Annotated in this window: 12 protein-coding genes; 5 read left to right on the forward strand and 7 right to left on the reverse strand. The window is 68.7% G+C overall.

The window, feature by feature from the left end; genetic code table 11:
- Positions 1 to 101 precede the first annotated feature (101 nt).
- The 5 genes from OG897_RS31670 to OG897_RS31690 all read right to left on the reverse strand — a co-directional run bounded on the left by OG897_RS31670 (position 102) and on the right by OG897_RS31690 (position 7,275).
- A complete protein-coding gene (locus OG897_RS31670; protein WP_266662187.1) occupies positions 102 to 2,270 on the reverse strand; it encodes an MMPL family transporter in 2,169 nt (722 codons plus the stop codon).
- 178 nt (positions 2,271 to 2,448) lie between these two features.
- Positions 2,449 to 3,468 (reverse strand): NAD-dependent epimerase/dehydratase family protein, encoded by a 1,020-nt coding sequence (locus OG897_RS31675; protein ID WP_266662188.1) that lies wholly within the window; start codon positions 3,466 to 3,468, stop codon positions 2,449 to 2,451.
- Entirely contained in the window at positions 3,465 to 5,213 is a 1,749-nt protein-coding gene (locus tag OG897_RS31680; protein ID WP_266662189.1) for an AMP-binding protein, read from the reverse strand. Before OG897_RS31680 ends, OG897_RS31675 begins: the two co-directional genes overlap by 4 nt.
- Positions 5,207 to 6,217 (reverse strand): 3-oxoacyl-ACP synthase III family protein, encoded by a 1,011-nt coding sequence (locus tag OG897_RS31685; protein WP_266662190.1) that lies wholly within the window; start codon positions 6,215 to 6,217, stop codon positions 5,207 to 5,209. Before OG897_RS31685 ends, OG897_RS31680 begins: the two co-directional genes overlap by 7 nt.
- Positions 6,218 to 6,327: 110 nt before the next feature.
- Entirely contained in the window at positions 6,328 to 7,275 is a 948-nt protein-coding gene (locus OG897_RS31690; RefSeq protein ID WP_266662192.1) for an alpha/beta fold hydrolase, read from the reverse strand.
- Positions 7,276 to 8,055: 780 nt separating this feature from the next.
- On the opposite strand from OG897_RS31690, the gene OG897_RS31695 reads away from it, so the two are divergent.
- From OG897_RS31695 to OG897_RS31715, 5 genes are all read left to right on the forward strand, one after another.
- Entirely contained in the window at positions 8,056 to 8,346 is a 291-nt protein-coding gene (locus OG897_RS31695) for an acyl carrier protein (RefSeq protein WP_266662194.1), read from the forward strand.
- Between the two features lie 28 nt (positions 8,347 to 8,374).
- A complete protein-coding gene (locus OG897_RS31700) occupies positions 8,375 to 9,643 on the forward strand; it encodes a beta-ketoacyl synthase (protein ID WP_266662196.1) in 1,269 nt (422 codons plus the stop codon).
- Complete coding sequence (locus OG897_RS31705) at positions 9,640 to 10,644, forward strand: ACP S-malonyltransferase (protein ID WP_266662198.1); 1,005 nt, start codon at positions 9,640 to 9,642, stop codon at positions 10,642 to 10,644. Before OG897_RS31700 ends, OG897_RS31705 begins: the two co-directional genes overlap by 4 nt.
- A 335-nt stretch (positions 10,645 to 10,979) precedes the next feature.
- On the forward strand, positions 10,980 to 11,741 hold the full coding sequence (locus tag OG897_RS31710) for a 4'-phosphopantetheinyl transferase superfamily protein (protein ID WP_266662200.1): 762 nt from the start codon (positions 10,980 to 10,982) through the stop codon (positions 11,739 to 11,741).
- Between the two features lie 149 nt (positions 11,742 to 11,890).
- The gene (locus tag OG897_RS31715) at positions 11,891 to 12,070 is read left to right on the forward strand and encodes a hypothetical protein (protein WP_266662202.1); all 180 of its coding nucleotides are present in this window, start codon (positions 11,891 to 11,893) and stop codon (positions 12,068 to 12,070) included.
- Between the two features lie 395 nt (positions 12,071 to 12,465).
- Here OG897_RS31715 and OG897_RS31720 read toward each other — a convergent pair.
- Both OG897_RS31720 and OG897_RS31725 read right to left on the reverse strand, forming a co-directional pair.
- Positions 12,466 to 13,718 (reverse strand): IS3 family transposase gene (locus OG897_RS31720; RefSeq protein ID WP_266657791.1). Its coding sequence is split into 2 segments (ribosomal slippage): positions 12,466 to 13,436 and positions 13,436 to 13,718, totalling 1,254 coding nucleotides; the frame shifts between segments, so codons are not numbered across the junction.
- Between the two features lie 47 nt (positions 13,719 to 13,765).
- On the reverse strand, positions 13,766 to 13,918 hold the full coding sequence (locus OG897_RS31725; RefSeq protein ID WP_266662204.1) for a hypothetical protein: 153 nt from the start codon (positions 13,916 to 13,918) through the stop codon (positions 13,766 to 13,768).
- Positions 13,919 to 14,041 lie beyond the last annotated feature (123 nt).

Here is a 14,041-nt window from a genome sequence, read left to right on the forward strand (position 1 = left end):
GGTGGTCGGAGGCATCATCTTTCCGTCGCCGACAGCATCGGCATGGGACGAGGTCGGACCCACACCGTGCCGTCAACCCTGCGGTGTTTCGCTCGCCGTCCTCAGCCATCAGGGCCGGGTTTGCCGGCCTCGTGCAGGCCGAATCTGTTGTGCAGCCGCCTCAGTGGTGTGGGCGCCCACCAGTTCGCCGCTCCGGCAAGGCTCATTGCTGCGGGCACCAGCACCCCGCGTACCAGGGTGGCATCCACGATCACGGCCAGGGCGAGGCCAAATCCGAGCAGTTTGAGCAGAGTGATACCACTGGAGACCATTGCTGCCATGGGAACGGCGACCGCGATTGCCGCCACCGTCACCAGCCGCCCGGTTCGTGCGATTCCGGCTTCCACTGCGGCCCGGTTGTCGCCGGTGCGCCGGTGTTCTTCCTGGATGCAGGACAGCAGGAACACCTCGTAGTCCATCGACAGTCCGAATGCCACGCAGAAGACCAGCAGCAGCATCGAAGCCTCCACGGTGCCGGTGACCGTGGAGACACCGAGCAGTTCGGCACCGTGCCCGTCCTGGAAAACCCACACCACTGCGCCGAAACACGCTGACAGGCTCAGCGCTGCGACCGTGACGGCTTTCACCGGAATGAGGATGCTGCCGGTGAGCAGGAAGAGCAGCAGGCCGGTGCTTCCCACGACGACCGCGGCAGCCGGGAGCAGCGCGTCGCGCAGCGCCTGCTGGGTGTCGATGAAGCGGGCCGTGTCACCGCCCACGTGGACGGGAGCAGGGGCACTCAGCGCTCGGATTGCCGTCACGCTGCGTACGGCCGATGCCGTTGCGGGAGATGCCGCCACGGATGCGGACATCCACATGCCGTCAGAGCCGGTGAAGCCGGTTCCCGTCGGGGGCGCAACCCGCTGTCCGGACTGGTAATGGCCGCCCGCACACTGCACCGCCGTCACGGCGTCCACTTGGGAGACCGCCCGCGCATAACGGTCCCAGGTCTGGGCGTCCCGCTCCGTCCATGCGGTCGGCGCTGCGATCACTACGGTGCTCTGCGCCGTCCCTGGGAAGTCGGCTTTCATCTGGTCCGCCACCGCATGTGATTGCGCGGTCCGTGGCAGTACCCGTTCATCGATCGGGCCCGACTGCACGTGCGCGAAGGGAAGGAGCAGCACCGCGAGCAGAAGCAGCGCCGACGTTCCCCACCGGAGCGGATACCGGCAGACCGCGCGTGCGGCCAGCTGCCAGACGTTCGTCGACGGCGGGCTTCCGTTACGCGGGGCCGCGCCCGGCGGCCTGCCCAAGTCACTTCGTCGTCCGCCTTCCAGGCCCAGGAGGATCAGCAGCGCGGGGAGCAGGACACAGGACACCCCCACCGAGCACAGCGTTACGACGATCCCGGCGCAGGCCATGGACCCCAGGAACGGCACAGGGAACAGGAACAGGGCCGACATGGCCGCGGTGATCGTGACCGCTGAATACAGCGCTGCGCGGCCCGAGGTGCGCAGGCATACGGTCACCGCACACTGAGTGGAGGCGCCGGCGGCGATCTCTTGGCGGTATCGGGTGAGCAGGAACAGGCTGTAGTCGACCGCCAGCCCGAACCCCAGTGCTGTTGTCAGGTTGGTGGAGAACACCGAGAGCGGCAGGAGTGAGGCCAGCGGGCGGAGCAGGGCCAGGGTGAAGGCCGCTGATACAGCTGCCACCAGGAGTGGCAGGAGGGCCGCCACTACGGAACGAAAGACGAGGATCAGGACGATGAACACCAGCGGTGCGGTGATCAGTTCGGCCTGTACGAGGTCGCGCTCGCTGCCGTCGGTGGTCTGGACGGATGTCCATGCGGTGCCGGTGGCACCGACCGTGAGAGATCCCTGGCGTCCGGTCAGTGAGGGCACCAGGGTTCTTGCGGTGGCGATCCGTTCACTGTCGGAACCCGTGAGCGTTGCGGTCATCAAGCCTTCGCGGGCGTTCGTGGAGCGCAGCGCGGGCTCCCTACGGTCCCAGTACGAGCGCACCGAGGTGATGCCGGGAGCCTGGCGCAACCGCGCCGTCAGCACCCGGCCGTCCCGGACGGCCACCGGATCATCCACGCTGCTACCGGAATCGGCGAGCAGAATGAGCTGTGGCGGACCGGCCTGGAACCGTTCCGTCACGAAGGCTTCCGCCCGCACCGCTTCGGTGCCGGTGGCGTCGAAACCACCGCTCACCAGCTTTTCGTACGTCCCCGAGGCCACCAGGGCGCAGACCAGTGTCGCGGCCGCCATCACCAGGACGACCGCCACGGCACCGATGCGGGAGTGCCTTGGAGAACTGGCGCCGGAAGGCTCCGCGGACACGTGTGCTCCCTTCGGCATCAGGGTTGGGGGTCGGCGGTACTGGTGGGGAAACCGGGCTGGCGGTCGAGGTGGGACCGAGGGCGGGGTGGTGGTTCGCCGAACGTGGCGCGGGCAGCGATGCCTTTCACCCGGCCAGGGCCATCAGGCCGTCACGGGTGCTCGTGCGGGGGCGGTAGGCGAGGTCGCGTCGGGCCGCGGTGATGTCGAACCAGTGGTCGTGGACGAGCTCGGAGACGAGGAAAGGGGTCAGTGGCGGCGGTGAGGGGCGGCGGACGGCCCGCCACAGCAGTTCCGTTGCGGGTGCCAGCGCGGTGGCGGCGCGCACGGGGATGGGTCGTACCTGGGCGTGGATGCCGCCGGCCTGCAGGAGATGCCGCGCCATGGTGGCCAGCGGCAGTGGCTCGCCCTGGGTGATGAAGTAGGCCCGTCCCGCCGCCGGAGCAGGGTCTGGTTGTCGTGGGTGGCTGCTGGATGCGGGGTCGTTCGCGCCGCGGTGAGCCAGGGCGTTGAGGGCGTCGAGGTGGGCTTGGGCGGCGTTGTCGATGTGGACGGTGTCGATGATGTTGCTTCCGGTGCCGATCAGAGGGAAGCGGCCGCGGCGGACGCTCGCTGTGAGCAGGGGCAGGAAATGAGGGTCTCCCGGTCCCCAGATGAGGTGGACGCGCAGGGCGACGGTGGACAGGTCGGGGCAGTTGGCGGCGAGAACGCTGCGCTCCGCCACCGCCTTCGACCAGGGGTAGGGGGCCAGGTAACGCGGGGGGTAGGGCAGGGACTCGTCGCCGCCGCGGATGTCGGAGCCGTCGAAGACGACACTGGCGCTGGAGGTGTGGACGAACCGTTCGGTGCCGTGGGCACGGCAGGCTGCCAGCAGGTGGTCGGTGCAGCGTACGTTCGCTTCGTAGAAGTCTCGGCGGCTGCCCCAGATCCCTGCCTTGGCCGCGGTGTGCACCACTGCCTGGCAGCCGCGGACGGCGCGATGGGCGACCGAGGCATCGCGCAGGTCCCCGAGTGTCTGCTGGACATCGGTCGGCAGCAAGGGGCTGTGGTGGCGCTGGAGGGCGACGACGTGGTGGCCCGCGTGCAGCAGGCGTTGGCACACGCTCCGGCCGAGAAATCCGGAGCCGCCGGTGACGAGTACCTTCACGGTGTCTCTCCGGAGTAGGGCGAGGGCGCTGTGGCGTGGGGCTGTTGGGCGCGTACAGGCAGCCGGGACGCGGCCCAGGCCGCCAGCACAGGTCGTTCGATCTTCGCGTTGTGCCGTACGTCCACGGGGAAGCCGGGGTGCACCAGGACGTGGTCGACGAGATCGCCCCCTGTCACACCGGTCAGGTGAGTAGTGACGCATGCGGTTGCCGCCCTGGTGGCGGCAGGTGTGTGGGATGTGGTCTCGATGCACAGCACGGCTCGCTGGGCGCCGGGTGGCCCGATGCCGACGAGCGCGGTGCGCACGATGCCCGGCAGCGTGTTGCAGGAGGGTTCGATCTGTTCGGTGTAGAGGGGCCCGTTCGGGGTGTGGACCGTGTGTGCCTTGCGCCCGCTGTACCACAGCTGCCCCTGAGTATCGATCCACCCCAGGTCACCGGTGCGGTGCAGGATGCGTTGGCCGTCGTGGATCTTCGCGGATGCGGTGTCCTGGGGCCTGGCGAAGTAGGCGCGGCTGACGTGGCTGCCGCCGACAGTGATTTCTCCGATGTGCAGGGGAGGTTGGGCCAGGCCGGGGTTCCACCGGGGTTGTGGCGGCAGGTCCTCGGGAAGGATGTGGACCTCCACGCCGGGCAGGGGAGTGCCCACGAGGCTGCCCGGGGGGCGGCTGGTCGGATTGTCGAGGCTGCGGCGCAGGCAGGTTCGGTCGGCCATGGCGACGGGCAGTGCTTCGGTGGCTCCGTAGACGCTGCGGACGCGGGTGGTTGGCGGGACACAGGTGTCGAGCAGGTTCAGCAGCGGGGTGGACAGGGGGGCGCCGAAGGAGGCCACGTCCCGGAGGTGCTGGAGGACGATGTGGTGGTCGGCGCAGTACTGGGCCGCCACACGCAGCAGGGCGGGCGAGCCGAACAGGGAATGCGCCCGGAAGCGGGTGAGGGTGTCGAGAAGCGCTTTGGGGTCGGCATCCGCCGGGCGGCGCGGGTCGAAGGCGGGTACGAGGGTTTGCGCGCCGAGGGCGGGAAGGTAGAGGGAGAAGGGGAGGAAGGCGCAGACGGCGGGTGTGCCGGGAGAGATCCCGAACGCGGTGCTGACGTACTGGGCCTGCAGTGCCAGCTGGTGCGAGGTGTACAGGACTCCTTTGGGGCATCCGGTGGAGCCCGAGGTGAAGGCGATCAGTGCGGGACCGTCGCCGGCTGTGCCTGGGGGAGCGCCTTCGCGGTCGGTGGTGCGGGCGGCCGCGCGCAGGCCACGGATGTGCGGCCATGGTCCCCTGTTACGTGCCCCGGTCTGCACCAGGACGGGTTTGCTGCTGCGGGCCCAGCCGCGCAGGGCCCGTGCGAGGTGGGCGAGGGGGTCGGCGAGGAAGGCATGGGGGGCGATCTCGTCCAGGCAGGTGCGCACGCCGGTGCGCGGCAGTCCGGGATCGATGAGTACGGGCACGGCCCCGATGCTCATCAGGGCATAGAGGTGGACGAGGAATTCCTCCGGGTCCCGGATCATGACGACGGCGCGGTTGCCGACGGTTAGACCTGCCTGGCGCAGCACCGTGGCGGTGAGGCGCACCTTGTCGTGGAGTTCGCGGTAGCTGGTGGTGAGGTAGTTGCTGTGGCGGCCGGGCCTGCGCAGTGCGATGGCCTCCGGTGCCTGGGCGGCGTGACGGGCCAGCGCGCGGGGCAGGTCGAGCGTGGGGTCTGGGGCGAGACGTAGTACTGGGGGGCCTTCTCCTGCGGGCCCGGTGCTCACCACGTGAGCACCATGACGCCGACGCTGACCCCGCTGGCGGCGCCGATCAGGACGACGCGGTCGCCCTCGTGGAGGCGGCCGTGCTCGCGGGCCACGGCGAGTTGCAGGGGGATGGTCCCTGATCCCACGTTGCCCACGTGTGTCACTGTGGGCAACGTCTTGTCGTAGGGGATGCGGAACTGGTCGCACAGGTAGTGGAGCAGGTTGATGGAGGGCTGGTGGACGCAGGCCAGATCGGTTGCGCCGGGGTCCATGCCCAGTTCGTCGAACAGTGCGGCGGTCTCCTGGATGGGGCCGGTTTCGATGGCGGAGACGAGGCCGGCGGAGCTGACCGTGGCCTCGGCGAGTTCGCCGTTGCTCTCGCCCTGGCCGAAGGCGTTGGGCACCATGGCGGCACGCCAGCCGTGCGAGGCGGCGGCGAACCTGCTGGCGGCGATCCCCGGTCGGTGCGAGGCCTCCACGAGCAGTGCAGTGCCGATGTCGCCGCCGGTGAAGGTGGCGAGAGCCACGGTGAGATCGGCCCGGCTGTGGATGCGGCGGCGTGTGTAACGGGAGAGCACCTCGCCGGTGGCGATGAGGATCTTGCGGTAGGTGCCTTGGCGGATGAGCGCGTCGGCGACTTCCAGCGCGTTGAGTACCGCGTTGCACGCGTTCCTGACGTCGAAGGCGGGGCAGCGCGCGCCGAGCTTGTCGGCGACGACGTGGGCGGTGGCCGGTTCGTCCAAATCGGCGGTGACGGCGGCGTAGATGATGAGGTCGAGGTCGCCGGCCTCCCACCCGGATCGGGCGAGGGCTTGTGCGGCGGCCGTGCTGGCCAGGTCGGACGGGTAGGCGGTGGCCGGCGCGACGGCCCGGCTCTCGATTCCGTACAGCCGTCGCAGTGGGTCGGCGGGTACCGGGATGCCGGCAGCCGCGCGGGTCAGCAGGGCGTGCAGCTCCTCGTGTTTCTGGCGTTCTTCGGGCAGGTGTACGGCGACGTCTCGGATACGGGCGTGGGTGACGGACATGGCACTCCTGAGGGCGGGGGCGGCAGGGCCGGCGGCAGTGGTCCGGCCTGCGGCAGTCCGGGCCGGGAGCCGGCGCGCGGCAGTCCGGCGCGGGTGTGCGAGGGCATCGCTCAACCGGCGGTGTCTGCTGTCGGAGGGGCGACGGAGGGCGGGCTGGTGAGGAAGGACCTGATGGCGGGGAGGAGGTCGTCCTTTGCGTCTTCCAGGACGTAGTGGCCGGCTCGGGGGAAGCGGTGGACGTGGGCCTGGGGGAGTCGTCTCCGCCATTCCCGGAGCACCTTCAGAGTGAAGACGGGGTCCCGTTCGCCCCAGCCGATCAGTGCGGGGAGGTCGCGCAGAACGGCCCACTCCTCGGCTGAGCCGGCGACCAGGGGCCAGGCGGGATCACTCGGCTGCAGCGGGATGTCCTGGATGAAGCGGGTAATGGCCAGACGTCGCGCGGGAGTTCGGTAGGGCAGCAGGTACGCCTCTCGCACCTGCTGGGGCAGGGGCTCTGCGACACCCCAGCGTGCCGCCCCTCGCGCGAACGCGTTGGTGCGGGCGACGAACGCTGCTGCTGCCGGGTGGTCTCGGATCATGCGGAGGTACGACGGCAGCCGGTAGTCCGACGGCCAGGCGAAGCCGGCGGTGTTCAGGAGCACCAGTCGTCGAACCCGGTCGGGGTGGCGGCGGGCCCACGCCGTGCCGATCGCCCCGCCCCAGTCGTGCAGAACAAGGGTCCAGCCGTTCCGCGGTGCCCCCTGCTCGGTCACGAGATGCTCCATGAGTTTTTCCAGGTCCTCCAGGCGGCGCACGGCGGAGTAGGGATAGGACGTAGGGCTGGGGCGGTCGGACAGTCCCATCCCGATGTGGTCGGGCACGATGCACCGGAAGGAGTCCCGCAGGTCTGAGACCAGGTGACGCCAGTAGTAGCTCCATGTCGGATTGCCGTGGAGCATCAGAACGGGTTCACCGTGCCCCTCGTCGAGGTAGTGCTGGCGAATTCCGGCGTTGCCGTACCAGTGGGAGTCGAACGGATAGTCCGCCCGCTCAAGATCACGGCGAAGGCTTTCGTGCATGCGTCCTCCCGGTGTGGGGTGCCGTTGAGCATGGGGGCTTGGCTTGATGCCGGCCGGCCGCATAAATGCGTCGTCGATTAGCCGGGAGATGGAAGTGAATTCCAGGGAGTGAAGAAGGCGGACCTGTACTCCGCGATTAATGCGGTTCCCTGAGTGGGGGGAGAAGCCGTCCCTGTCCCTGGTGAGGGAGAGATCGAGGGAGGGGTGAGGGGAACATCATCTTTTCTACGCTTGCTGGTCTGTGCCCGTCAACTGACTGCAGGTTGATCGGCTGGTTTTCTCCTTGGCTGACAGGTTCTGGAGCCCTATGTCTTGTGCTAACGGGTCTAAAGATGCAGTTCAAGGCAGGCCCCGAGGCTCTTGCTGGTCCTGCGGAAAACCATGGAGTGGCTGAAAATCGCTCACTCTAAAGAGATGCGGTCAGGGGTTTTCATTTGCTTCCAAGCGTGCAACGGTGCGTGCGCAATTTCTGCGGGCGGGTTTTTCGCTTTGAAAAGTTCCGACATCCGAGGTTTGCCGGATTGCTTAGCGGAAACGTTCATAAAGAGAGCACCCAGGGTGATGTATCCGCTGAACGCATGAACCGCAGGTTGCTCAATTCCTGTTCGCCCCGGGCCCGACATCTCTGTCGGTTGTGCCAGGGGCCGGGGCAAACAGGCCGGGACTCTCGCGCCCACCCGATTCCATGCTCACTCCCGCAGGTTCGCCGGGCTGGGCTTTCGCCCCTCTCCCGGCACCGGGCCCGGACTTCACCCCACACCTCAACCGGAAGGCACCGCCATGTCCGAACCGACCCAGCACGCCGCCACCGACTCCCCCGAAGAGCAGGCGTTGTACGACCAGCTCGTCCAGATCCTCGCCCAGACCGTTGACGACCTCGACCCGGACGACGTCACCATCGACAGCAGCCTCAACGACCTCGGCATCGACTCCCTGGCCCGCCTCGAAGTCGTCACCGCCATCGAAGAGCAGTTCGCCATCAAGGTCCCCGAAGAGGACGCCGACCGGCTGACGACCGTCCGCGAAACCTTCGACTACCTCAACCGGGCTCTCGCCACCGACCAAACCTGATCCACCCCTCGCACGGTGAGGAGAACAGATGGCCCACAACCGCCGTCCAGCCGTTGCCGTCACCGGTCTCGGAGCCACGACCCCCCTCGGCGGCGACGCTGCCTCCACATGGCGCGCGCTGCTCGCCGGCCAGTCCGGAGCACGCCACTTCGATCTCAGCGAAGCCTGCGGCCAGGCCCTCCCCACACGGATCGCCGCCCCCGCCGCAGTCGACCCCACCGGCCAACTCACCCCCGCAACGGTCAGTCACACCGACCGCTCCGCCCAACTGGCCCTGGTCGCCGCTCGCGAGGCATGGGCGGACGCCCACTCCACAGCCGGTGCTTCCCCCGCCGCCGAGGATTCCTTGCGCACCGCCGTCGTCGTCGGCGTCGGGCTGGGCGGTGTCACCAGCCAGTTCGCCCAGTACGCCCTCCTACAGAAACAGGGCCCCGGCCGGGTCGACCCCCACTGCATCCCCAAAATCCTGCCCAATCACGCCGCAGCCCAGATCGGACTCCTCATCGGTGCCCGGGCGACCGCCCACGCACCGGTCAGCGCATGCGCATCCGGTGCCGAGGCGCTGGCCCACGCAGCCGCTCTCATCCGCAGCGGCCAGGCAGATATCGTCCTGGCCGGAGGCACCGACGCCGCCCTGCACCCCCTCGTGGTCGCGGGCTTCGCCCGCATGCGCGCCCTCTCACGCCGCAACGACGCCCCCCAACTGGCATCCCGGCCCTTCGACAACGACCGCGACGGCTTCGTCCTCGCGGAAGGCGCCGCCCTGCTCGTGCTGGAGAACGCCGACCGCGCGGCCCAACGAGGCGCCCGCGTCTACTGCCACCTCGCAGGCACCGCCATCACCAACGACAGCCACCACGTCGCCCAGCCCGAGCCGCACGGGGAGGGCGTGATCAGAGCCGTGGCCGCCGCCCTCGCCGACGCCTCCGTCACCCCCCACGACCTGCGGCACATCAACGCCCACGCCACCTCCACACCCCTGGGCGACCTGACCGAGGCACAAGCCCTGCGCACCGCCCTCGGCAGCGCCACGGACCATATGCCGGTCTCCGCACCCAAAGCAGCCCTGGGGCACACCCTCGGAGCAGCCGGCGCCATCGAAGCCGTCATCACCGCACTGAGCCTGTGCGATCGCACGGCCCCACCCAACTGCACCCTGGAAAAACCCGATCCCCGCATCGACCTCGACCTCGTCGGCCCCCTCCCGCGTGCCCTGCCCGACGGCCCGCTGGCAGCCCTGAGCACCAGCCTCGGCTTCGGCGGGCACAACGTAGCCCTCGTTCTGACCACGCCATGACCGACCGTCACCTTGCCCCGCCCCACCGCCGCCGCACGGCCCCCCGGCCCGCCACCGCCCTGCTGTGTCCGGGCCAGGGGGCCTACAAGCCCGGCGCTCTCGCCGGAATTCGTGACCTCCCCCACGTGCGAGCCGTCCTGCACGCCGTCGACTCCCTGCACCACCGCACCCACCCCGTCACCCACCTACTGACCGACCCGGCTGCCCCCGGCCCTGCCGAACTGCTCGCCTGCGATCCTCTCGCCTTCGACCTGGCCACCTACACAGCAACCGTCGCCGCAGGCATCGCCATCCAAGAAGATCTCGGCCATCATCCGCGGATCGTCATGGGGCACAGCGTCGGCGACCTCGCGGCGCTCGCTGTCAGCGGCGTCCTCACCCCGACCGAGGGAGCCACTGTCCTGCACGTGCGGGACGAACTGCTTGTCCGAATCCCCCACCCCCCGACCGGCATGCTCGCCGTCCGCGCGGCAAACGACGACACCGGCGAACTGCTCCAGTCGGCCGGCCTCCCGCACACCCACATCGCCGCCGACAACGCCCCCCGCCAGACGGTCGTATCGGGCCCCTCTCCCGAGCTCGACGACCTGTCCCGCCTCGCCGACGGCCTCAGCATCCGCACCACCCGCCTGGACAGCCGCACGGGCTACCACCACCCCGCACTCGCCCCCATCGCCCAGGAACTGCTCCTCCACCTGCGTACCCTTCCGCCGCGCAGGCCGACCAGCTCCCTCTACAGCTCAGCCCTCGCCGCCCCTGTCCACGCCGACCACCTCCTCACCGCCACCCACCACCTCACCCGCCCCGTACGCTTCCGAGCCGCCCTGCACAGCCTTCAACGCATGGGCATCACCACCTTCCTCGACAGCGGACCCGGCACTCTCCTCGCCGCACTTGCCAAGGCCACCCTGCCCACGGCCCACGTCGTGGCGCCCTTTCGCTCCCCGCTCGATGCCGTACGTCTGCACGACCGCCTCGAGAGGGCCTCCGAACCTCGCTGATCCCACAGAGCCCGACGGGTAAATTCCCATGGCCTCAGCGGCCCCACGGTCCGGCCGGCCGGACCGCACAAGACCAGCGCATACGGATCGGGCCGCACTCCTCGACAGCGATCTGGCCCGGCGCGACTTCGCGAGCAACTCAGGATGTTGCAATAACCGCGTCCAGGCGGTGCAGGGCGGCTACGAGCGGAAGACCGACCAGCGGCCCAGGAGAGCAACCTCAGAAAGCGAGTCCTCAACCGGCGGCCGTGCGACGGCAGTCGCACAGAACTCAGAACCGGCCGGGGAACAGCCGTCGTCAGACAGCGCGCCTGCCACAACGGATTGGCCGAACCATGAGCAACAGAACCGCACCACGGCCTGCTCTCGACAGTCGTGACGACACGTCACCTCACGGCAGCCCGATGACGGACAGCGTCGACCCCTTCCCGAGTCCTGGCCTGATGCACCAGCAAGTCGCCTGCTCGGCCGGCCGCATCGCCGTGTGGTGGTGCCATGACTCCCCTGCCCCGGACGTGGGCCGCGGCCGCGCCCTGCTCTCCCATGCCATCGCCCACGACTACGAACGCTCCACCCACGGAATTGTGTTCACCCGGGACGCATGGGGACGACCCGCCCTGGCACCAGGACAGGGCCTGCCACCACTCAGCCTGAGCGTCTCGCGACGCGGAACCCTCACAGTCGCAGCCGTAGCCGAGGGAATCGACATCGGCATCGGAGCCGAGCACCTCACCGAGCTGCCAGCACCACCCCTGCTGCGCTACGCACTGACCGCAAAGGAGCGAGCCGGACTGTCCGAAGAACCTGAGGCACAGCAGAACGACTCCTTCTGCACCCTGTGGGCTGCCAAGGAAGCAGTCGCCCATGCCATCGGATGGCCTCGCCTCAGAGCTCTGATCGACATCGACATCCTGCTGCACCCTCGTCCCCACCTCGCACGACTGGGCAAGGACCGATCCCCGCAAGGCTGGGAGATCGTTCCCCTTCCGCTGCCGTCGACCCGCGCCGCCGTTGTCCTTGCAGCCCTGCTGAGGAACACGCCGCACCCTGCGGCAAGGTCGGCACCTCACGACGAGGCCAGTCACGAGACTTCGTAAGAGCCATCGGCGTTGACCAGGTGACATCCCCCGAGCACACGCAGCCCCGGGTGGTCCCCCGGCTTCAAACAGGAGGGTTGCCCCGGAGCCGTGGTCATCCAGAAAGTTGGTGACGCTGTGCTCCGCACACGGAAGGAATCTCAGACCTCATGCGGAAGAAGACCGGCGACAGCGGACAGAATCCATCCGACACGGATACCCGCGAGAAGGTACAACGGAACGAAAGTACGGGGCGGGTACGGCTCTTCCTGTCTGCCCGGGTGCCATCGGGGCGGGAAGCGGCGGCCGAGGACGGCGATGACTGGAACATTGTCCGGGGCGAGGACTGACACGGCTGATGCCATCCCCGCCGCTCCTGCCTGCCCCGGCGCGGTGCAGGCAGGAGAGTTTCCGGTCCCGGCCATGTGCACGATCACCGGTGGAGGCTTGCTGGCCTACCGGTGTGCGTTCCCGCCCATGAAGGCCGCAGCCGGTTCGGCGCACATCGAAGCGGTGGTGGCGCGGGTGCAGGCGATGCTGGCTTTGTTGGCGAAGAAGGAGTACAGGCGCCGCTTCCTGACGCGCTGGACCCGTTGGGGGCTCGTTCCCGCCGCGTCCGGCGGCAGGGGAGCCGTCGTGTGGCATGCAACTGGGCCTGGGCGCTGTCCCCCGGGGGAGTCGTGGTCCCTGCTTCTATCGGCCGCGACGTCGGCTGGGGTGAACCGTTCCGGGTTCGGTAGAGACTCTAGATTGTGGTTGTGACCTGGGATTTCGGGGTTTTGCGGTAGTAGTTGGTCTCGTATTCGACGGGTGGGATGTGCCCTATTTCACCGTGGAGTCGGCGGTGGCAGTACCAGTCGATCCATTCGGCGGTGGCGAGTTCGACATGCGAAAGGGTTCGCCAAGGTCGGCCGGGCTTGATCAGCTCGGTCTTGAACAGGCCGATCGTGGACTCCATGAGGGCGTTGTCGTAGGCGTCGCCGACCGAACCGATGGAGGCCGCGATGCCGGCGGCGTCCAGGTGCTCGGCGAGCCGAAAACTCGTGTATTGCGACCCGGCATCGGAATGATGTATCAACTCGCCCCGCTGGTAAGGCTGTTTATCGCGGTCACGTTGCCACAGGGCCATGTCCAGGGCGTCCAGGACGAGCCTGGTCTCCTTCGACGTGGCGGCTGACCAGCCGACGATCCGGCGGGAGAAGGTGTCGACGACGAACGCGACGTAGACGACGCCGGACCAGGTCTTGACGTGGGTGAAGTCAGCGACCCAGCAGCGGTTGGGGGCCGGCGCGACGAAGTTGCGGTCCAGCAGGTCCGGTGCCCGTTCCACGGAACTGTCCGGGATGGTGGTGATGATCTTCTTTCCCCGGACAGCACCGGCGACGCCCAGCTCGCGCATGAGGCGTTCGACGGTGCACCGGGCCACGATGTGACCTTGTCGGTGCAGCTCACGCCAGACCTTCCTGGCGCCGTAGACACGGTAGTTGGACACGAAGATCTGCCGGATGAGCGGCTTCAGTTCGGCGTCGCGGACGGTGCGGGCCGACGGGGCCCGGAGTCGTTTGTGGTGGGCGTAATAGGTGGACGGGGCGATCTTGCAGTCGTGCTCGGTGAGCACGCGGCAGATCGGCTCGACACCGCCGAAGCGGGCCCGGTGCTCGTCGATGAACGCTACGAGCGCGTGTGTGGCCGGTCGAGCTCGGCCGCGAAGAAACTCGCCGCGGCCTTCAGGATGTCGTTCGCCCGCTTCAGTTCGGCGATCTCCTTCTTCATCGCCTTGATCTGCGCGGACTCCTCCGTGGTCGTCCCCGGCCGCTGACCGGAGTCGACCTCGTCCCGCTTCACCCAGTTCCGCAGGGTCTCGGCCGAACCGATCCCGAGTTTCTGGGCGACGGCCCTCAAAGCGGCCGACTCGTTCGGATAGTCACCGCGGATCTCGGCGACCATACGGACCGCTCGTTTCCGCAGCTCAGGGGGATAGGAGGAAGGGCGTGCCATGACTCAATCCTTACACGGAATCAAGTCTCTATCGAACCCGGAACGGTTCACTCGGGCTGGCCGATCAGTGCGTACCGGCCGTGTGAGGCGGGTGTGCTGCCCGGCCCGTACGCGCGCAGCATCTCCTTCAGGCGGGCGCGGTGCTGCTCCACGAACTCCTCAAGACGCTCGATGTACTCCTCGCCTTCTTCGGTGCGCACCGTGGCTCAGCGCGATGTCCAGGAACTCGCCGTCCGGCCAGTGGCGGGTGCCTGGCGCGGCCAGGGCCCTCGGGAAGCGTCCCCCGGTCCCGGCCGTCGGGTCCAGCGCCGCGGCTGGGGCCG

This window comes from Streptomyces sp. NBC_00237 (genome assembly GCF_026342435.1).
Classification (GTDB): Bacteria; Actinomycetota; Actinomycetes; order Streptomycetales; family Streptomycetaceae; genus Streptomyces.